Here is a 20349-nt window from a genome sequence, read left to right as displayed (position 1 = left end):
CCATCGCCGGGGTGATCAACGTCATCCTCAAGTCCGCCGACCACGGCGGGTCGGCGAGCGCTGACGTCGGGCAGACCGGCGACGGCGATGGTTTCACCCATGGTGGCGGGGGGAACATCGGGCTGGCCTTCGGCGATAGCGGCTTCGTCAACCTCACCGCCGAATATCGCGAGCAGGAGCGCACGATGCGCAGCGGCATCGATGAGCGCACCGGTCGGCGCGACAACATTTCCATGGGCGATCCCGCGTTCCACCGGCAATCGCTGGCGCTCAACTCCGGTTTCGGGTTGGGCGACGATATCGAGGTGTACGGCTTCGGCACCTATACCCGACGCAAGGCCTCCTCGGCGGCCAACTATCGCCTGGCTTCGGTGGCGCCGACGCTGTATCCGGACGGCTTCACGCCGCGCCCGAACAGCGACGAGGACGACTATGCGTTCCTCGCCGGGATGCGCGGCGAGCGTCTGCTGGATGCCTGGCACTGGGACCTGAGCAGTGGTTACGGCGCCGACCGTCCCGATATCGGCATGACCCAGTCGGTGAACGCGGCGATCTACCGTGAAACCGGCAACAGCCCGAGAAGCTTCGACCTGGCGCGCTACCGCAACAGCCAATGGACCAGCAACCTGGACCTGGGGCGGGAATTCCAACTGGATTTCCTTGCCGCCCCGCTGGCGCTGTCGCTGGGCGCGGAATACCGGCGGGAAAGCTACCGCATCGACGCCGGCGACCCGGCGTCCTACTACAGCGGCGGGGCGGAGTCCCTGGCCGGCCTCTCGCCGCTCAGCGAGGGGCAATGGTCGCGGCACGCCTGGGTGTCCTACCTGGACCTGGGCACCTCCCTGACCCCAGCCTGGGAGGTCGACGTGGCGGTACGCCACGAGAAATTCAGCGACTTCGGCAGCACCACCAACGGCAAGTTCGCCACCCGTTACCAGTTCGATCCGCGGGTGGCGCTACGCGCCAGCGTAAGCAGCGGGTTCCGCGCGCCGTCCCTGGTCCAGGAGCACTACACCGGCCTCAGCGTCGGCCCGACCATCGCCCTCGGCCTGCTGGCGGCCAACTCGCCGGCGGCGAAGATGCTCGGCGCCGACGAACTGCAACCGGAGAAGTCGACCAGCTTCAACCTTGGCCTGGTACTCAACCCCTGGGAAAACGTCGGGCTGAACATCGACGCCTACCAGATCGGCATCCGCGACCGCATCGTCGACAGCGCCACCTATTCCGGCCAGGAAGCCATCGATGCCCTGGCCGCGGCGGGGATCTCGTTGCCGGCCAGCGCCAGTACGGTCAGTACCCATTACCTGGCCAACGGCGCCGACACCCGCACCCGCGGCGTCGACATCACCGGTCACTACCTCGTCGCGCTTGGCGAGTATGGGCAGGTCGACTGGGAGCTGTCGGCCAACTTCAACCGCACCACCTTGCGCAAGAACCATCGAGGCGCCAACGGCGAGCCGCTGCTCAATGCCCAGCAGGTCGCCTGGATCACCAGCTCCACCCCGCGCAGCCAGGTTTCCCTCGGCGGCACCTGGAGCCGCCAGGACTGGGAGGTCAGCCTGCGCCTGACGCGCTACGGCCGGACCAGCTCGGAACTCGACTACACGGTAGGGCCGGACGCCTGGTCGACGGAGAAATTCAACCATTTCGTCAACGACCCGAAGTACATCACCGACATCGCCGCGCGCTACCGGCTCAGCGCCGACCTGACGCTGACCGCCGGCGCCGACAACCTGTTCGACGTCCGTCCGGACAAGCTGCCCGCGCAGAACACCACCTATGGCGACGTGCTGCGCTACGACACCTATGCCTCGCAGATCGGCTTCAACGGCGCCTTCTACTACCTGCGCGCGGCATACCGCTTCTAGAGGGCCAGGCGTGGCGCAACGAGAATTTTCCGCGACCAGCGGCGGCGTGCTGCTGGCGTCGGTGGTGGCGATCATGCTCGGGCCCACCGGCATCCTGCTGAACACCTTCAGTCTGTTCATCGCACCGATGAGCGCCGAGTACGCCTGGGATCGCGCAGAAGTGTCGTTGCTGGTGACGATGTTCGGACTGGCGGTCGCCATCACCAGCCCGCTCAAGGGCTGGCTGATCGACCGTTGGGGGGCGCGGCGGACAATGCTCGGGCTGACCGCGGCCCTGTCGCTGCCGCTGCTCGGCCTGGCGGTGGTGAATGCCGTCTGGCAACTCTACGCGCTGTTCCTGCTGATCGGCTTGCTGGCGCCGGGCAACCTGCCTTACGGACGTATCCTCGGACTCTGGTTCCGCCAACGCCTGGGCGTGGCCTACGGCCTGCTCGGCCTGGGCTTCGGGCTGGGCGGGCCGCTGGGCCTGCTGGTCGGCCACCAGAGCCTCGAAGCGTGGGGCTGGCGCGGCGCTTTCCTGGTCTACGGCGTGCTCGAACTGGGCCTGGCGCTGCCGCTGCTGGCCTGGCTGTTCCGCGAGCCAGCGCCGGGCGCTGGCGCGGCCGTCGGCGCGGTCGTGGCGGAAACCGCACTGAGCGGATCGACGGCGCCCCAGGCCTGGCGCAGCGCCAGTTTCTGGCTGGTGCTGGGCAACCAGGTGCTGGCGGTGTTCGTGATGTCCGGGATCATGACCCACGGCGTGCCAATGCTGGTGGAACGCGGTTTGTCCCGGAGCGAGGCGGGCGCCGCGCTGTCGGCGTTGTGGGTCGGCATGATGCTGTCACAACCGCTGATGGGCTGGCTTCTCGACCGCGTGGCGACGCCTCGGGTGGCGTTGCCCTTCGCCCTGGCGGCGGTACTCGGCATGGCCTGGTTCCTGGTGGGCGATACGCCAGGCGGTCTATGGCTGGCGGTGTTCCTGGTCGGCCTGGGCGGAGGAGGGGAAAGCGGCACCACCAAGTACCTGTTGATGCGCTACTTCGGCCTGCGCAGCTTCGGTGTGATCTACGGTTCGATCCAGCCGTTCACCTTCGCCCTGTCGATCAGTCTCGGCGCTTACCTGCTGGGCTGGCTGTACGACCACGCCGAAGGCTACGGGACGGCCGAATGGGTGCTGCTCGCGGCTTTTTCCCTGGCTGCGTGCAGCCTGTTCGCCTTTCGCCCCTATCCGCAGAAATTGCCCTGAGGGGAATCATGCCGGCTAGCGTTCGCCCCGGCGCCGCGCGGTCTTGCCACCGATGCGGGCCTGGCGATAGTCGTTGGCGCACTGTCCCGTCCAGCGACGGAAGGCGTGGCGAAAACTGGAGGTATCCATGTAGCCCAGCCTCTCGGCGACTTCCTCGATGCGCAGTCGCTCGTCCCGCAGCAGTTGGCGCGCCCTGTCGTGGCGGACCAGGTCGAGCACTTCCCGGTAGTTGGTGCCCTCGTCGGCGAGCCGTCGGCGCAGCGTCCGCTCGGTGACCTTCAACTGCCGGGCGACCCAGGCGATGCTCGGGTAGCGGTCCTGCAGCACCTCCAGCAGTGCCACGATGCGTTGGCGGTAGCCGCCCATCTCGCGGGTGACGCGGGTGTTGAAGGCCTTGCTGCCGAGCGCCAGCGAGGCCTGGAACACGGCGGAGTTGGCAGTGGCGATCTCGGCCTCGAGCAATTCCTCGGGGAGGGTGAAGGTGATGCCTTCGCCGGCGAAATACACCGGCACCCGGAAGTACTCCTCGTATGCCCGCACGTCGCCGCTCCTTTCCGGGAGGCGCAGGCGGACCAGTTCCAGCTCGCCCAGCAGCAGGTCGCGGAACACCGCGTAGGCGGCCGACGCCAGGACGTTGGCGTGATACAACCGGGCCGACTGCGGCCAGTCCGGCTTGTCCTGCAGGTCGATATCCACATCCACGGTGTCGCAACTGGAACGTCGCACCGCGATCCCGCGGATGTCCTTGCGGAACAGCAGCATGTTGGTCTTGATCAGTTGCAAGGCTTCGCCCACGGTGCCGGCACTCTGCAATGCCAGCCCGGCGACGCCGTAGTCGGAAAGGCGGTAGTGCTCCCCCAGGCTCAGGCCTTCCAGGGGGGAGCGCCCGTTCAGCACGATCCACTCGTAGAGCGCTTCGCTGGGCAGGCGCGGTTCGGCAGCCGAACCCTGGCGCATGTCCGGAGGCGTGATGCGTTGCACGGCGAGGTAGTTGTTGAGTGGTCGCCACTCGAAATCGTACTGGATGTTTTCGGACGGGCTCATCGGTTACCTCTTGCACGCGATGCTATCGCCCCGATGGCGTCAGGGCTTCGTTATTCCATGCGGATGTCGTTTCGGTTGATTTTCGTACGCTGGGCTTCCGGCAATCACTACCTTGCGTAAGGGGTTGACAGGAGCGGGGTCTGCGTATAGCCGCGCCTCCGCGACGCCGTGTCGATCAGTCGTGCATGCTCGCCGTGGTCCGGCCGAGCGCTGCCGTCCCGGCCACTCTCGCCGGGGTGGCTGCGCCTGGATGAGCGTCGTGGGCGGTGGTGGCGCGGACCGATCGCCCTGAGCTTCAGGCTCCATCGCCGCTTGCCGGCGCTCGGGAGGCCGCTGGCCAAGGAAAGCCGTAGCGCCGCGGCGGGCGGCGGATAGCGGGGATTTCCGGCCACGCGTGCGGTGCCCGGACCACGCTCGCCTTCCCCGCGCGCCGGAGCCCCGGTGGCCTGGAGGACAGGAAAAGCGAGCGGCGAGGTGTCGGCGAGCAGGGTCAACTCGATCTTCTGATAGGGTCGGTGGGCTGTCCGGGGCGGCTAGGATGGACATTTTCATCGTCTCGGGCAGGCCTGTCGCGACCGCGCGAAATCGCGACGGATGCCGCTGCTAAGGAGCAATGGATGACCGTTCTTATCCAGGGGGCCGGGATCGCCGGCCTGGCGCTGGCGCGCGAATTCACCAAGGCAGGCATCGACTGGCTGCTGGTCGAGCGGGCCAGCGAGATCAGGCCCATCGGTACCGGCATCACCCTGGCGAGCAATGCGTTGACGGCGTTGTCCAGTACCCTGGATCTCGACCGGCTGTTCCGCCGTGGCATGCCGTTGGCCGGCATCAACGTATACGCCCACGACGGTTCGATGCTGATGTCGATGCCTTCCAGCCTGGGTGGGAATTCCCGCGGCGGCCTGGCGTTGCAGCGCCACGAGCTGCATGCGGCGCTACTGGAGGGGTTGGATGAGTCGCGCATTCGGGTCGGGGTCTCCATCGTGCAGATCCTCGATGGGCTCGACCACGAGCGCGTGACCCTGAGCGACGGCACTGTCCACGACTGTTCGCTGGTGGTCGGTGCGGATGGCATTCGTTCGAGCGTGCGACGTTATGTCTGGCCGGAGGCGACCTTGCGTCATTCCGGCGAAACCTGCTGGCGCCTGGTCGTTCCCCATCGGCTGGAGGACGCCGAGCTGGCGGGGGAGGTCTGGGGGCACGGCAAGCGCCTCGGCTTCATCCAGATCAGCCCGCGCGAGATGTATGTCTACGCGACCCTGAAGGTGCGCCGGGAGGAGCCCGAGGACGAGGAGGGCTTCGTCACCCCGCAACGGCTCGCCGCCCACTACGCGGACTTCGACGGCATCGGCGCGAGCATCGCCCGGCTCATACCGAGCGCCACCACGCTGGTGCACAACGACCTCGAGGAGTTGGCCGGTGCATCCTGGTGCCGCGGACGGGTAGTGCTGATCGGCGACGCCGCACACGCCATGACGCCGAACCTGGGGCAGGGCGCGGCCATGGCCCTGGAGGACGCCTTCCTGCTGGCGCGCCTGTGGTGCCTGGCGCCGCGCGCCGAGACGCTGATCCTGTTCCAGCAGCAACGCGAGGCGCGGATCGAGTTCATCAGAAAGCAATCCTGGATCGTCGGTCGCCTTGGCCAGTGGGAATCGCCCTGGAGCGTCTGGCTGAGGAATACCCTCGTTCGCCTGGTGCCGAATGCCAGTCGCAGGCGCCTGCACCAGCGTCTTTTCACCGGAGTCGGTGAGATGGCCGCACAGTAGCCGCCGGTGCCAGTGGCGTCTTGGTCGCCTGTTTTCGACTTCGGCGATGGTCGCTATGGAGAAGTCCCGGGCGACCAGGGCGCTTGCGCTTTACCAGGCCCCGTGTCGCTGGGCTCTCCACAGGTCCGCCGGTTTTTGCTGCGATCCGGTCTGCCGCTCGCCGGAGGCTGGCGGTATACTTCGCAGCGCCCGTTCGATGCCGTCGAATGATGTTTCCATGACGCTTGATTTATGACGCCTTTGCGCCAAGCTAGGTCATGGGATGGCTTTCTGTTAAGGTTGCCGAAATCTCCTAGGGGCCCGTGTGGGCGGTTGTCTGCTAATGCGCGACGAGGTGCAGCGTGATTAAGGTGCTGGTGGTCGACGACCACGATCTGGTACGCACCGGTATTACCCGCATGCTGGCCGACATCGAAGGCTTGCAAGTGGTCGGCCAGGCCGACTGCGGTGAAGACTGTCTGAAACTGGCCCGCGAGCTGAAGCCGGATGTCGTCCTGATGGACGTGAAGATGCCCGGTATCGGCGGCCTGGAGGCAACCCGCAAGCTGCTGCGCAGCCAGCCCGACATCAAGGTCGTGGTAGTCACCGTCTGCGAAGAGGATCCGTTCCCCACCCGCCTCATGCAGGCCGGCGCCGCCGGCTACATGACCAAGGGCGCGGGGCTGGAGGAAATGGTCCAGGCGATTCGCCAGGTCTTCGCCGGCCAGCGCTATATCAGCCCGCAGATCGCCCAGCAGTTGGCGCTGAAGTCCTTCCAGCCGCAGCAGCACGATTCCCCCTTCGATTCGCTGTCCGAGCGCGAGATCCAGATCGCCCTGATGATCGCCAACTGCCACAAGGTGCAGAGCATCTCCGACAAGCTGTGCCTGTCGCCGAAGACCGTGAATACCTATCGCTATCGCATCTTCGAGAAGCTCTCGATCACCAGCGACGTGGAACTGGCGCTGCTCGCCGTCCGCCACGGCATGGTCGATGCCGCCAGCTAGATGAGCGCCGTTTTCGACGCGAGCGCCTTCCTCGCTACCTGTAGCAATCGTCCGGGCGTCTACCGCATGTTCGATGCGGACGCCAAGCTTCTCTACGTGGGCAAGGCGAAGAGCCTGAAGAAGCGCCTGGCCAGCTATTTCCGCAAGTCCGGCCTGGCGCCGAAGACCGCTGCGCTGGTGGCGCGGATCGCCCAGGTGGAAACCACCATCACCGCCAACGAAACCGAGGCGTTGCTGCTCGAGCAGACGCTGATCAAGGAGTGGCGGCCGCCCTACAACATCCTGCTGCGGGACGACAAGTCCTATCCCTTCGTGTTCCTCTCCAGCGAGGACGAGTATCCGCGGCTGTCCCTGCACCGCGGCGCGAAGAAGCGCAAGGGGCGTTACTTCGGTCCGTATCCGAGCGCGGGAGCGATCCGCGAGAGCCTCAACCTGCTGCAGAAAGCGTTTCTCGTCCGCCAGTGCGAGGACAGCTATTTCCGCAACCGTACGCGGCCCTGCCTGCAGTACCAGATCAAGCGCTGCAAGGGGCCCTGCGTGGGGCTGGTCAGCCCTGAAGAGTACGCCGAGGACGTGCGCCACTCGGTGATGTTCCTCGAAGGAAGGAGCAACGCGCTGGCCGACGAGCTGAACGTCGGCATGGAGCAGGCGGCGATGCGCCTGGACTTCGAGAAGGCGGCGGAGTTGCGCGACCAGGTGGCGATCCTGCGGCGGGTCCAGGACCAGCAGAGCATGGAAGGTGGCAACGGCGACGTCGACATCGTCGCCGCCATCGTCACCCCTGGCGGCGCTTGCGTACACCTGATCAGCGTACGCGGCGGGCGGGTGCTGGGCAGCAAGAACTTCTTCCCGCAGGTCGCGATCGAGGAGGAGGTGGGCGAAGTGCTGCTGGCGTTCCTTGGCCAGTACTATCTCAGCCACCAGGAGCGCGACCTGCCGGCGGAGTTGATCGTCAACGTGACGCACGAGGATTTCCCAGTACTGGTTTCGGCGATCGCCGAAGCGCGAGGCCGCGAACTGGAGATCAGCTACCGGGTGCGTGGTACCCGCGCCCGCTGGCAGCAACTGGCGGTAACCAATGCCGAACAGGCCCTGGGTGCGCGCCTGGCCAACCGCCAGCATGTGGCGGCACGCTTCGAAGCCCTTGCCGAGGCGCTCGATCTGGCGGAGCCGCCGCAGCGCCTGGAGTGCTTCGATATCAGTCACTCCAGCGGCGAGGCCACCGTGGCTTCCTGCGTGGTGTTCGGCCCGGAAGGGCCGCTGAAGTCGGACTATCGCCGCTACAACATCGAAGGCGTCACGGCCGGCGACGACTACGCGGCGATGCACCAGGCGCTGACCCGCCGCTTCAGTCGCCTGAAGGATGGCGAGGGGAAGATGCCCGACATTCTCCTGGTGGATGGCGGCAAGGGACAACTGGCCATGGCCCGGGAGGTGCTCCAGGAACTGGCGGTCGCCGGTCTGATCCTGCTCGGCGTGGCCAAGGGCGTGACCCGCAAGCCGGGGCTGGAAACCCTCTACCTGAACGATGCCTCCCACGAGTTCACCCTGCCGGCCGATTCGCCGGCGCTGCACCTGATCCAGCAGATACGTGACGAAGCGCACCGTTTCGCCATCACCGGCCACCGTGCGCGGCGCGGCAAGGCACGGCGGACGTCGACGCTGGAGGACGTCCCCGGCGTCGGCCCGAAACGCCGGCGCGACCTGCTCAAGCATTTCGGCGGGTTGCAGGAATTGTCGCGGGCGAGTATCGATGAGCTGGCCAAAGCCCCCGGTATCAGTAAAAAGCTTGCCGAGCAGATTTATGCCGTCCTGCACAGCGAGTAGAATGCCGGCTCACCTCGCAGCCTAGATGGTCCGATGAATATCCCCAATCTGCTCACGTTACTGCGCGTCCTGCTCATTCCGATCTTCATTCTGCTGTTCTATCTGCCGACGTCCTGGAGCTACCTGACCGCCAGTGCCGTGTTCGCCCTGGCCGCCGCCACCGACTGGCTGGACGGCTACCTCGCCCGGCGCCTTGGCCAGAGCACGCCGTTCGGCGCCTTCCTCGACCCGGTTGCGGACAAGCTGATGGTGGCGGTTGCGCTGGTCTTGCTGGTGGAAGAGCACGCCAACCTGTGGCTTACCCTGCCGGCGGTGATCATCATCGGCCGCGAGATCGTGGTTTCCGCCTTGCGCGAGTGGATGGCCGAACTGGGGGCAAGGGCGCAGGTCGCGGTGTCCAACCTGGGCAAGTGGAAGACCGCGGCGCAGATGCTGGCGCTGGTCATTCTCCTGGCGAATCCGCCGCTGATGACCTTCTGGGTGATCCTCGGCTATGTGCTGCTGATCATCTCCGCGGCGCTGACCCTGTGGTCCATGGTGCATTACCTGCTGGCCGCGTGGCCGCATCTGTCGACCACCCCGAAAGAGAAATAAACTTTTTTGAATCAAGGAGTTGACACGGCGCCGCGATGCTATAGAATGGCGCCCGTCACCAAGACGATGCGGGAATAGCTCAGTTGGTAGAGCACGACCTTGCCAAGGTCGGGGTCGCGAGTTCGAGTCTCGTTTCCCGCTCCAAATATAGATCTATAGAGTTCCAATGAAGTCTGTAGAGCATTGAGAAAGGGCCTTAGGGCCCTTTTTTCGTTCCGCCTCCAAAGAAGTCCCGTACCCGTTCGTGGAACGTCCGCGCCGAGGGGTGGTTCTCCTTTCCGCTTTCCCGGCGACCGGAGCCGTACGCTTCGCGAAGCCCTTCGTCTCGCGAGCGAGGCGGCTTGCCGCAAGACGCTGCCTGGGCTCATCAGAAGTGTGTCAGCCGGCGCTTGATACACCTGATGGGCGGCCGGATCGGCCTGCGCAGCGAACCGGGCGAAGGCTCCTGCTTCTCGGTCGAGTTCGATCTTCCGCTGACCGGGCCTCTGCCCAGCGAGGCCGCCGAAGCTCGCTCCGGAGTTGCCGAGGTCGAGGAACGGAAAGAGGCAAGGGCGCTCTCGATCTTGCTTGCGGAAGACCATCCCATTCGATCGGCTGACCCTGACCATGCAATTGGAAAGCCTTGGGCACCGGGCGATCTCCACGGAAGATGGCGAGGAAGCATTCGAACGTTGGCAGGGCGAAGACTTCGACGTCGTGATTACCGACGGCATGATGCCGCGGATGGATGGCTACGAGCTGGCGCGACGGATTCGCTCGCAAGAGGCCCTTGGCGATCGGCGTCGCTGCTTGGTGATAGCGCTTACCGCCAGCGCCGAGAAGGATGCGCTGGAGCATTGCCTGGCTGCCGGCATGGACCGGTCCTGTTCCAGCCGACTACGCTCGATGAGCTCGCTCGGGCGCTGAACGGGGGAGAGCCGGTCATGCCTACGAGCGTCGATTCGCAATGAAAGTGCCCGACTGGTTGCCGTTTTGCGTGCCGCGAGCGGATGTATCGGGTAATCTCTCGCAGAAATGAACCAGCACTAGTGAAGCGAACGATGGGTTTTGAACAACTTGCCGAGCTGAGAGACCGTTTGCGCGCACAGGCGGCGCAGGCGAAACCGGCTCAAACCAAAAGCTCCGCGGGACGCGCGAAGAAGCGTGAACGTGAACCCGTCGAGCCGGGAGTCGAGGCTATCTGGAGGCTGCAACGGCATTTCCCGCTGGCGTTTCCGAAAAGCCCCGCGGCCAAGGTTCCGCTCAAGCAGGGCATCCTCCAGGATGCGCAGCAGCACCTCGAACTACTGGGAATCACCGCCGAACAACTGAAACAGGCCATTGCCACCTGGTGCCAGGGCAGTCGCTACTGGAGTTGCATGGTGGAAGATGCGCCGCGACTGGATCTGCAAGGCCAGGTTGCCGGCAAGGTAACTGCCGAGCAGGCGGTGTATGCGCGGCGGCAGGCGTCTCGCCGGCAGCGCGAGCAGATGCGCGAGAAGCGCGCCAAGCGTGCGCAAGCAGGTAGCGAAGCAGCGGCCGCCACGCAGGCGCCGACACCTGAAGCGTCCGCAACCGAAGCGAGCCCCGAGGCGAACTGATTGCCGGGGCAGGGCGCGTCGGATCCTGGCGCGCCCCTCGGTTGCCGGTCTTTCGCGGACGTTTGGGCCCGTTTCTCCCGGCTTGTGCTGCGCAATAGCCTGATCTGCAAAGTTTTTTTCGTAGAGCGCTTGCCAAGCCCGGCGAATCCGTCCATAATTGCGTCCATTCCAGCGATGGGTGAGCTAAAAATCTTTTGAAATCAAAGGGTTATAAGTTCAAAATCGCGCCAGGAAGGAAATTTCAGCGATATGCCAAACGCATGTCGCTTCGCTCAAAGGCTGAGTAGCAGAGTGGTTATGCACCGGATTGCAAATCCGTGAACGCCGGTTCGATTCCGACCTCAGCCTCCAACAGAAAAGCCCCGTAACTCAAAGAGTTACGGGGCTTTTTTCTTTCCTGTCCGGTATTGCTGAAGCAAGTTCCTTGGGGTGCCCCATAACGCTTTCATACTTTTATGGCCTCGCAACCGCCTCCGTCTCCTGATAAGCCGCTCCGCAATTACTACTTTCCCGGAGTGTCCGAGGGGTACCCTGCACCTGTCACGCTTTCGGCCGTTGCCTGCAATCCAGTCCCGGGCATGGCTTTTATCTGGACACAAGATCCGGTCTGGGTCGGTCATCGGCTGGTCGTCATCGAACATGACCAGCCGAACCGGCCTGTCCTTCCGAGCTTCTATCGATCAACCGTTGTGGCGACCGCGAGCGGAAGGCGCTCGGCGGAGGGCCCGCTTCATCTTGCCTTGCGTTTCAAGGAAACCGGCATGCCCCAGGTCAGGTCTTCCATGCCTGTCTCGCCGAGTATCTCGGTTTTCATCGGCTGGATGCGCGCCAGCACCTGGCGGCCCGTTTCATCAAGCCTTGGCTGCTCGCGATCGACGAACCTTTTCGTCAGCTCCATGGGTGCTGGCCTCATGAAGACCTGGATATCCTGCAAGGCGCACTTGATGTTTTGCGTGTCCACGGCCTTGCAGGTCTTCCTGTCATAGCTCACGGCCGGGGTTTTCAAGTGGAACCGATCGCTGAGCAGGATCTGTCCAGGCTCAATGGTGAAGGACAGCGGGGCATAGGCGTCGGGTATCTGCGCTTGCAGCTTGATGGAGGGGACATCCTCGATCTTCGTGCCCTCGGCCCAACCGGCATCCGAGACCATTTCCCGCTGGCTGTATTGCTGCTCGGTCCAGCCCACGCATTGGCCGGAGGCCATGTGTACGGCGCTGCAGACATTCTGTGTGTAGGTTTTGTCTGCATAGGAGGCGTCGCGCCAGTAGTTCTCCTTCACGAACCGGCGATACAGCACGGCGGACAGGTTCACCGAACCAAGTGGGCTGGCAGCCGGCTGCCCCTTTGGCGCCTCGATCTGGGCAAGGGTGCTGTCGATCTTGTAGTCGATCCCGCCGGACAGCAGGTAGGTCCCCGGCGGGACGATGTTGACCTCGAGGAAATCCCACAGATAGACGGCTTCCTTGATCTTCTCCAGGTCGTTGTTGGCAAAGGCCTGCATGTAGGCGATCCCGGGCACGTCCTTGTTCTTGAATATGACCCGATGCGAGTAGCTGGAGAGGTCCGTTACGCTCTTGTTGGGCATGAGCGCTGGTACCAGCACCACGGACATGCCTTCGCGGGTAGCCTCATCGATCATGTTCAGGAGCTGGTTGGTGGGGTTCTGCTGGGAGCTGCCGAGTCCGGCATTGCCTAGGGAGGCACAAGCTGCCAACAGGCTTGCCGGGAGCAGGATCGCGAAGGGGCTCAGGCGCCGAGCGATGGTTTTCATAAGATATCCTTATCTATACGAGCCGATGACTGAAGGCGAGTGCGGAAAGCATCCTAGTCTACCTATCGCGGATCCCAAAGGGCATTCATCTCTCGCGCAGGGCGCAACCGCCGGAGTCGATCGCCTCGGGCCCCGCGGTAGCAGCCGTGGCACCGCTCATCCACGTTATGCCAGGCATGGGGTCGAAGTCTGGCGCTACCCCCTTGACCCTCACGTAACGTGAGGATCGAAGATGCCGGCACGCACGAAAAAGGGAGTCGCGACGATGTTGCTGAAAGTGGGTGAACTGGCCAGGCGCAGCGGGCTGACCGTCCGTACGCTGCATCACTATCACGATATCGGCCTGCTGGTCCCGGTCGCGCGTACGGATGCCGGCTACCGCCTCTACGGCAGGGATGATCTCGCACGTCTGCACCGGATCCAGGCCCTGCGCCGGTTCGGATTGTCGCTGGGCGAGATCGGCGAACTGCTCGCCCGCCCCGCGTTATCGCTCGGCTCGGTGATCGAGCGGCAGGTGAGAGTCCTGGAACAGGAGATCGCCCATCGCACGCGGCTGCGCGAACGCCTGGTGCAACTGGGCGAGCAACTGGCGAGAGGAGAGGAGCCGGAACTGGCCGATTGGCTGACGACCATGGAACTGATGAATATGTACGATCGATATTTCACCCGGCAGGAGTTGCAACAGTTGCGTTTCCATCAGGCGGATGCGGCGCGCCAGGCCCAATGGCGGGAATTGGTGGAAGCAGTGCGCCTGGCGATGGCGCAGGGATTACCGGCCAGCTCGGAAGAGGCACAGTCGCTGGCGCGCCGCTGGATGGCCATGCTGGAGGAGGATACCGGGGGCAATCCGCGTTTGCTCGCCAAGCTGGACGCCATGCACGCAGCAGAGCCGGACCTGCGCGAGCGGACCGGTATCACTCCGGAGATCCGCGACTATGTGCTGGCGGCGTTCAACCAGACCAAGCTGGCCATCTACCGACGCTGGCTGGATGACGAAGAGTTCGCTTTCCTCAGTGCCAACTATCCTGTGCGCATGCAGGAGTGGCCGCCGCTGGTGGCGGCGTTGCGCGAGAAACTCGAGTCCGGGGTGCCTGCCGCCAGCTCCGAGGTCCAGGAACTGGCGCGGCGCTGGTTGGAGCTTTTCCGTTCCTATGCCGGCGACGATCCGCGAACCCAGCAGAAGATCCGCGAGGCGCTCGCGCAGGAGCCGGAGCTGCGCCAGGGCTCCTGGGTGAGCGACGACCTGTTGGCGTATCTGCGCCAGGCCATGGCCACCCTGCCTGCGTCACGCTGATCGCGAGGCCAGGCCGGGCTTGCCATGCAGGTCTGGCCTGGCGCCAGCAGCGTCGTTCCGCATGGCGACGCTGCTGCGGACGAAGCACCCCACTGTTCGGTAGCATGAATCCTGCGTTTCCTGTCAGCCTTCCTGCGCGATTCGTGATTTCGCAGCAAATCTGTTTTGTCGCTGCACTACTTTTTCCCTTGCCGGCCCCTGCCTAGCCTGCCGCCTTCTCAATTCCGGATCGGCCGGCGCTTGCGTCGCCGATCTCCAGCGCAATGGAACACCATGGAAAAAATTCTCCTGCTCAACGGCGGAAAGCGTTTCGCCCATTCCGACGGTCGCCTCAATCAGACCCTGCACGAAACCGCCCTGGCCCATCTGGATCGCCGTGGCTTCGACCTGCGCCAGACCTTCATCGACGGCGGCTACGACATCCCGGCGGAGGTGGACAAGTTCCTCTGGGCCGACGTGGTGATCTACCAGATGCCCGGCTGGTGGATGGGTGCGCCATGGACAGTGAAGCGCTACATCGACGAAGTCTTCACGGCCGGTCACGGCAGCCTCTATGCCAACGACGGTCGTACCCGCTCCGACAGCACGCAGAAATATGGCAGCGGCGGTCTGGTGCAGGGCAAGCGCTACATGATCTCGGCGACCTGGAATGCACCACGGCAGGCGTTCGACGATCCGAGCGACTTCTTCGAAGGAAAAGGCGTGGATGCGGTGTATTTCCCCTTCCACAAGGCCAACCAGTTCCTCGGCATGTCCGGCCTGCCGACGTTCCTCGCGGTGGATGTGATGAAGCGCCCGGACGTCCCGGCTACCGTCGCTGCCTACCAGGCGCACCTGGACAGGGTGTTCGGGCGCGCCGGCTGAGTTCGGCGGCGGGCCTCGTGTCGCTTCGCTGGATGGCGTGGCGGGTCGAAATCCAGGCTCTCGGGACGAGGCCTAACGGTCACGGATCCGCTATCCGGGCTTTTGTCGGCCACGACCCGCGAGTGATCCGAAATTCGATTTTTCCATCGATCCGTCGAATTAGATTTCATCGGGGACGGGGAGGAAAGGATGCTTTGCACGAATATTCGAATGGGCGCATCGTAAAATGAGCGCGCTTCGACCGTGTCGAAGCCACCCCCGACAACGTTGCCGGCAGGTCGCTCATCGACTTCCGACGCCTGCCGCCGAATTCAGGAGATTCACATGTGTCCTTGCCCTCACTCCCAGGCCCAGGGAGAAACGGACGGAGAGGCTGAGTGGCATAACGCCGCCCTGGACTTCACCCATGCGATGAGCTACGGCGATTACCTGAAGCTGGACAAGGTCCTGGACGCCCAGTTCCCGCTTTCGCCCGACCACAACGAAATGCTGTTCATCATCCAGCACCAGACCTCGGAGCTATGGATGAAGCTGATGCTCCACGAACTGCGAGCCGCCCGGGAGCACGTCAAGTCAGGCAAGCTCGGTCCGGCGCTGAAAATGCTCGCCAGGGTCTCGCGGATCTTCGACCAACTGGTACACGCCTGGGCGGTGCTGGCCACCATGACGCCGACCGAGTACAACACCATCCGCCCGTACCTGGGCCAGTCTTCCGGTTTCCAGTCCTACCAGTACCGCGAGATCGAATTCATCCTCGGCAACAAGAACGCCACCCTGCTCAAGCCCCATGCTCACCGCGCCGAGCTGCTGGCAGCCCTGGAGCAGGCCCTGCATACGCCGTCGCTATACGACGAAGCGATCCGCCTGATGGCCGCTCAGGGGCTGCCGGTAAGCCAGGAGCGGCTCGCCCGGGCCGCGGCGGCCGGCACCTGTTACGAGGCCTCGGTGGAGGCGGCGTGGCGGCAGGTCTACCAGGCGCCGGAGCGCTACTGGGACCTGTATCAGCTGGCGGAAAAACTGATCGACCTGGAGGACTCGTTCCGCCAGTGGCGCTTCCGTCACGTGACCACGGTGGAGCGCATCATCGGTTTCAAACCCGGCACGGGCGGTACCGATGGAGTGGGGTATCTGCGCAGCATGCTCGATACCATTCTCTTCCCCGAGCTGTGGCGGCTCCGTTCCAGCCTCTAGTACCGGATGAGGCGCAGCATGCGCCTGCGCCTCAGTCGTTGCCGGCGCCTTCCGCCGCCCATTCTTGCCGCAAAAGCCCCATGAGAACGATATTCCAGCGTTCACGGCCGACCCGGGTGGCGGAACGGCGCAAGCCTTCTTCGCGGAACCCCGCGCGTCGATAGAGATGACGGGCGGCAGCGTTCCAGTCGTACACATTCAATTCCACGCGTTCGATGTCGGCGTCGGCGAAGGCCTCGGTAAGCAGCGCCTCCAGCATCGGCAGCCCCAGGCCCTGGCCGCGCGCGGTTGGCGCCAGGGCTATGCGAGCCAGGCGGACGACGCCGTTGCAGCGGTCGAACAGCAACTGGCAATGGCCGATGACCTGGCCATCCCGGCAAGCGCTCCAGAGCAGGCGCAGCGGCGGTTGCCGGCGGCTTTGCGCGAGGTCTTCATGCATCTGCTCGAGGCTCAGCGGATGCCGCAGGGCGGGGCCGGCCCATTGCACCAGCTCCTTTTCCGTGGCGAACCAGCGTTGCAGGATTGGGAAGTGTTCCAGCTGGAACGGGACGAGTTGCAGTTCCGGGACGGAACCCGTGCCGGGTGTGGGCATGCGGAGTGCCTCGCTCAGGTCATCGGGGGGAGCCGGCGTTTAACCGGGGACTTCTTGACGATGGCGGTATTGGTTTCCGCGTAGCCGTTGATCCTGTCCAGCAGCGTGTCGAGCTGTTCCATCGAACGGACCTGGAGGCGGGCGATGAAGCAGTCGTCACCGGTGACCTTGTCGCACTCGGTGAACTCGGCGATGTCCTGGATCTGTCGCTCGACCTCGTGCAGCTTGCCGGGCAGGGGGCGGATGCGCACGATCGCCTGGAACTGGTAGCCGAAACAGCGGGGGTCGACATCCAGGGTGTAGCCACGGATCACGCCGCGTTCTTCCAGTTTGCGCAGGCGTTCGGCGACGCTCGGGGCCGATAGGCCGCTGACCTGGGCGAGAGCCTTGAGGGACAGTCGCGAGTCAGCCATGAGGGCGTTGATCAGGCGTTGGTCGATGTCGTCGGTCATGTCGGCCTCGAAGGTTTTTTTTCAAAATAGCCCTGATAAAAAAGGTCGTCACGGGTTTTTGCCTGAGTAATGCGATGGAGGGCTGGAAGACGACTTTGGATAATCATAGGCCTGTCTTGCGGGAGAGCGCTCATGAACGATCCGATCCGTCGCGGTACGCTGGAAATGACTTCGGCCATGCTGATCTGCGGCACCATTGGCTGGCTGGTGCTGCTCTCCGGACAGCCGGTGCTGGACGTGGTGTTCTGGCGCTGCGTATTCGGTTTCGCCACGCTGCTGGTCGCCTGTGCCGCGCTGGGTTTCCTGCGCCGCGGCAGCCTGGGGCGCGAGGCGTTCCTGCTGGCGCTCCTCAGCGGGGTGTTCATCGTCGGCAACTGGGTGTTGCTGTTCGCATCCTACTCACGGGCTTCGATCGCCATCGGTACCGCGGTCTACAACGTCCAGCCGTTCATGCTGGTGGGACTAGGCGCGGCGTTTCTCGGCGAGAAGGTCACGGCGCGCAAGCTGGGCTGGCTGGGGCTTTCGTTCGTCGGCATGCTGGCGATCGTCAGCGCCCACGGCGACAGCGACGCCCCGCGCGGGGACTACCTGTTCGGTATCCTCCTGGCGCTCGCTGCCGCGCTGCTGTATGCCTTTGCCGCGCTGATCGTGAAGCGCCTGCAAGGCACGCCGCCGCATCTTATCGCCTTGATCCAGGTGGGCACCGGCGTGCTGATGCTCGCACCGCTGGCGAACCTTGCCGAACTGCCCCGGGACGTTGCTCCCTGGGCCAGCCTGGCGACCCTGGGAGTCGTCCATACCGGGCTGATGTACGTACTGCTCTACGGCGCCATTCAGAAGTTGCCGACGGCGCTGACCGGTGCGTTGTCCTTCATCTATCCGGTCGCGGCGATCCTGGTGGACTGGCTGGTCTTCGAACATCGCCTGAGCCTGGCCCAGTGGCTTGGCGTGGCCGCCATCCTGCTCGCCGCGGCAGGCATGCAGCAGGGTTGGAGCGTACGCCTGCCGAGGTTGGCGGTGCGTCGCGGCTGAGGTGCGGGGGAAAAGAAAAAGCCCCGCGACGAGGCGGGGCTTTTCTGCAGCGATCTTGGCCGATCAGTTGCCGAAGACCTTGAAACGCTCGCTTTCGGCGATGAAGGCTTTCTCGCCCGCCGGGGCGGCGATGGCGCCGAAAGGCATCTGTGCGCGCAGCTTCCAGCTTTCCGGCAGGTTCCAGGTCTTGTGGGTCTGCGTATCTACCAGCGGGTTGTAGTGCTGCAGGCTGGCGCCGACCTTGTGCTCGGCGAGGGCGGTCCAGACCGCGAACTGGGCCATGCCGCTGGCCTGCTCCGACCACACCGGGAAGTTGTCGGCGTAGAGGGCGAACTGCTCCTGAAGCTGGCGCACTACCGTCTGGTCTTCGAAGAACAGTACGGTGCCGGCACCGGCGGCGAAGGAATTGAGCTTGGTTTCGGTGGCGGCGAAAGCGTCAGCGGGAACGATCTTCTTCAACTCGTCCTTGGCGATGTTCCAGAACTGCTCGTGCTCGGCGCCGAACAGGACGACTACCCGCGAGCTCTGCGAGTTGAACGCGGAAGGGCTGTGCGAGACGGCCTCCTTGACCAGTTCGACGACTTTCTCCCGGGAGACGGGCAGTTGCTTGTCCAGGGCGTAGATGGTGCGGCGGTTCTTGATGGAGGAGAGGAATGCGTCAGACATCGTGAGGCTCCTTGTTTGGAAATTGGATTCGATATTAGCGACGGCCTCGATGAGATCAATGGGAAATAACCGGTGATTCCTATCGGCTGATGCGATGGATGCCCTGCCTCCCCAGCAAAGCCGGGTATCCACGGTCCAGCGCGGCCAGCAGCGAGAGACGGCAAGTACGGATGAAAATGGAATATCGAGAAAGTCGATGTGCATAAAACCGCGAGGACTTGGCCTTTGATTCAGGTCAAGCAGGGTGAAGGCCGGGGAGGCGGCCAACCTTTAGTGATGGTGACCTGGCAGCCCGGCTCGGTGATGGTTCGATTGTAGGATTGTCGGACAATAACTGGAGCGCACGATGTTTGAAAATTTCTCTCCCAGCACCATGCTGGCCATCAAGAAGTACGCCTATTGGCTTTGGCTGCTGCTGGCGTTGTCCATGCCGTTCAACTACTGGATGGCCCAGGACAGCGCACATCCGGCCTTCTGGGCATTTTCCCTGGTGATTGCGGTATTCGGCATCGGGCCGCTGCTGGACATGCTGTTCGGCCGCGACCCGGCCAACCCCGACGAGGAAACCCAGACGCCGCAGTTGCTCGGCCAGGGCTATTACGTATTGCTGACCCTGGCCACGGTGCCGGTGCTCATCGGTACGCTGGTCTGGGCCGCTGGCGTGTTCGTCGCTTTCCAGGAATGGGGCTGGCTCGGTCGGTTGGGCTGGATCCTCTCGATGGGCACGGTGATGGGAGCGGTGGGGATCGTCGTCGCCCATGAGCTGATCCACAAGGACTCGGCGCTGGAGCAGGCTGCCGGCGGCATCCTGCTGGCCGCCGTGTGCTACGCGGGGTTCAAGGTCGAGCATGTGCGCGGCCACCATGTGCATGTGTCTACGCCGGAGGACGCTTCGTCGGCGCGTTTCGGCCAGTCGGTCTACCAGTTCCTGCCGCATGCCTACAAGTACAACTTCCTCAACGCCTGGCGCCTTGAAGCGGTGCGGCTGCGCAAGAAGGGCCTGCCGGTGTTCGGCTGGCAGAACGAACTGATCTGGTGGTACCTGCTGAGCCTGGCGTTGCTGGTCGGTTTCGGTTGGGCGTTCGGTTGGCTGGGGATGGTTTTCTTCCTTGGCCAAGCGTTCGTCGCGGTGACCCTGCTGGAGATCATCAACTACGTCGAGCACTACGGCCTGCATCGGCGAAAGGGCGAGGACGGGCGCTACGAGCGGACCAACCATACCCACTCCTGGAACAGCAACTTCGTCTTCACCAACCTGGTCCTGTTCCATCTGCAACGGCATTCCGACCATCATGCCTTCGCCAAACGCCCCTATCAGGTCCTCCGACATTATGACGATAGCCCGCAGATGCCCAGCGGTTACGCCGGGATGGTGGTGCTGGCGCTGATCCCGCCGCTGTGGCGGGCGGTCATGGACCCCAAGGTGCGAGCCTACTATGCCGGCGAAGAGTTCCAGTTGACGGCCGAACAGAGCGAGCGGCCGGCAGCTTCCTGAGAATGGCCGGCGACTCCCGCTCCGTGCCCGAATAGCTCTTCGTTCGGGCAATCCCGCCTTGCCTGGGGTTGACTATCCTTAGCGATATCTCGGCACGGAAAG

17 protein-coding genes, 2 tRNA genes and 1 pseudogene are annotated in these 20349 nt (G+C 64.1%); 15 read left to right on the top strand and 5 right to left on the bottom strand.

What is annotated here, in order from left to right:
* Together HMPREF2886_RS20390 and HMPREF2886_RS20385 are read left to right on the top strand one after the other, a co-directional pair.
* The coding region (locus HMPREF2886_RS20390; protein WP_070748202.1) for a TonB-dependent receptor domain-containing protein at window positions 1-1868 on the top strand (1868 nt) is incomplete at its 5' end.
* A 10-nt stretch (window positions 1869-1878) separates the two neighbouring features.
* The gene (locus tag HMPREF2886_RS20385; protein WP_070748200.1) at window positions 1879-3093 is read left to right on the top strand and encodes an MFS transporter; all 1215 of its coding nucleotides are present in this window, start codon (window positions 1879-1881) and stop codon (window positions 3091-3093) included.
* A gap of 15 nt (window positions 3094-3108) precedes the next feature.
* On the opposite strand, the gene HMPREF2886_RS20380 is transcribed toward HMPREF2886_RS20385, so the two are convergent.
* A complete protein-coding gene (locus HMPREF2886_RS20380) occupies window positions 3109-4137 on the bottom strand; it encodes an AraC family transcriptional regulator (protein WP_033973501.1) in 1029 nt (342 codons plus the stop codon).
* A gap of 617 nt (window positions 4138-4754) precedes the next feature.
* Here HMPREF2886_RS20380 and pqsH point away from each other — a divergent pair.
* The 8 genes and pseudogenes from pqsH (at window position 4755) to HMPREF2886_RS20340 (ending at window position 11241) form a co-directional block, all read left to right on the top strand.
* Window positions 4755-5903, top strand: a complete 1149-nt coding sequence (gene pqsH, locus HMPREF2886_RS20375; protein ID WP_003090354.1) for a 2-heptyl-3-hydroxy-4(1H)-quinolone synthase — start codon at window positions 4755-4757, stop codon at window positions 5901-5903.
* Between the two features lie 341 nt (window positions 5904-6244).
* A complete protein-coding gene (uvrY, locus tag HMPREF2886_RS20370; RefSeq protein WP_003090351.1) occupies window positions 6245-6889 on the top strand; it encodes a response regulator transcription factor GacA in 645 nt (214 codons plus the stop codon).
* Window positions 6890-8716 (top strand): excinuclease ABC subunit UvrC, encoded by a 1827-nt coding sequence (uvrC, locus tag HMPREF2886_RS20365; protein WP_033973503.1) that lies wholly within the window; start codon window positions 6890-6892, stop codon window positions 8714-8716.
* Window positions 8717-8749: 33 nt separating this feature from the next.
* Window positions 8750-9310: a CDP-diacylglycerol--glycerol-3-phosphate 3-phosphatidyltransferase gene (gene pgsA, locus HMPREF2886_RS20360; protein ID WP_003090349.1), complete on the top strand. Its 561-nt coding sequence runs from the start codon at window positions 8750-8752 to the stop codon at window positions 9308-9310.
* A gap of 68 nt (window positions 9311-9378) precedes the next feature.
* Window positions 9379-9454 (top strand) — tRNA-Gly (locus HMPREF2886_RS20355).
* Between the two features lie 233 nt (window positions 9455-9687).
* Window positions 9688-10260 (top strand): annotated as a pseudogene (locus tag HMPREF2886_RS20350) (response regulator); the annotation flags it as partial.
* A 90-nt stretch (window positions 10261-10350) separates the two neighbouring features.
* Window positions 10351-10890 (top strand): ProQ/FINO family protein, encoded by a 540-nt coding sequence (locus tag HMPREF2886_RS20345; RefSeq protein ID WP_033974190.1) that lies wholly within the window; start codon window positions 10351-10353, stop codon window positions 10888-10890.
* 277 nt (window positions 10891-11167) lie between these two features.
* Window positions 11168-11241: transfer RNA gene (locus HMPREF2886_RS20340), tRNA-Cys, on the top strand.
* Window positions 11242-11620: 379 nt separating this feature from the next.
* Here the strand turns inward: HMPREF2886_RS20340 and HMPREF2886_RS20335 are convergent.
* A complete protein-coding gene (locus HMPREF2886_RS20335) occupies window positions 11621-12661 on the bottom strand; it encodes a hypothetical protein (RefSeq protein WP_070748197.1) in 1041 nt (346 codons plus the stop codon).
* A gap of 265 nt (window positions 12662-12926) precedes the next feature.
* Between HMPREF2886_RS20335 and HMPREF2886_RS20330 the strand changes: the two genes are divergently transcribed.
* From HMPREF2886_RS20330 to kynA, 3 genes are all read left to right on the top strand, one after another.
* Window positions 12927-13955 carry a MerR family transcriptional regulator gene (locus HMPREF2886_RS20330; protein WP_070748195.1) on the top strand — a complete coding sequence of 343 codons (1029 nt, stop codon included), beginning with the start codon at window positions 12927-12929 and terminating at the stop codon, window positions 13953-13955.
* Between the two features lie 273 nt (window positions 13956-14228).
* Window positions 14229-14819 (top strand): NADPH:quinone oxidoreductase MdaB, encoded by a 591-nt coding sequence (locus HMPREF2886_RS20325; protein WP_070748193.1) that lies wholly within the window; start codon window positions 14229-14231, stop codon window positions 14817-14819.
* A gap of 324 nt (window positions 14820-15143) precedes the next feature.
* Entirely contained in the window at window positions 15144-16010 is an 867-nt protein-coding gene (gene kynA, locus HMPREF2886_RS20320) for a tryptophan 2,3-dioxygenase (RefSeq protein WP_033974186.1), read from the top strand.
* A 31-nt stretch (window positions 16011-16041) separates the two neighbouring features.
* Here the strand turns inward: kynA and HMPREF2886_RS20315 are convergent, their stop codons facing one another.
* Complete coding sequence (locus tag HMPREF2886_RS20315) at window positions 16042-16602, bottom strand: GNAT family N-acetyltransferase (protein WP_070748191.1); 561 nt, start codon at window positions 16600-16602, stop codon at window positions 16042-16044.
* Window positions 16603-16616: 14 nt separating this feature from the next.
* The gene (locus HMPREF2886_RS20310; RefSeq protein WP_003090065.1) at window positions 16617-17054 is read right to left on the bottom strand and encodes an Lrp/AsnC family transcriptional regulator; all 438 of its coding nucleotides are present in this window, start codon (window positions 17052-17054) and stop codon (window positions 16617-16619) included.
* Window positions 17055-17186: 132 nt separating this feature from the next.
* Here HMPREF2886_RS20310 and HMPREF2886_RS20305 point away from each other — a divergent pair, with 132 nt between their 5' ends.
* Window positions 17187-18086 (top strand): DMT family transporter, encoded by a 900-nt coding sequence (locus HMPREF2886_RS20305; protein WP_057388693.1) that lies wholly within the window; start codon window positions 17187-17189, stop codon window positions 18084-18086.
* A gap of 63 nt (window positions 18087-18149) precedes the next feature.
* On the opposite strand, the gene HMPREF2886_RS20300 is transcribed toward HMPREF2886_RS20305, so the two are convergent.
* Window positions 18150-18752 (bottom strand): nitroreductase family protein, encoded by a 603-nt coding sequence (locus HMPREF2886_RS20300; protein WP_070748189.1) that lies wholly within the window; start codon window positions 18750-18752, stop codon window positions 18150-18152.
* Window positions 18753-19098: 346 nt separating this feature from the next.
* Between HMPREF2886_RS20300 and alkB1 the strand changes: the two genes are divergently transcribed.
* Window positions 19099-20247, top strand: coding sequence for an alkane 1-monooxygenase AlkB1 (gene alkB1, locus HMPREF2886_RS20295; RefSeq protein ID WP_003102475.1), 1149 nt, complete (start codon window positions 19099-19101; stop codon window positions 20245-20247).
* The last annotated feature ends 102 nt before the right edge of the window (window positions 20248-20349 follow it).

Origin of the sequence: Pseudomonas sp. HMSC066A08, from assembly GCF_001813025.1 — a bacterium.
GTDB lineage: Bacteria > Pseudomonadota > Gammaproteobacteria > Pseudomonadales > Pseudomonadaceae > Pseudomonas > Pseudomonas aeruginosa.
This window is presented reverse-complemented; position numbering and strand designations above follow the sequence as displayed.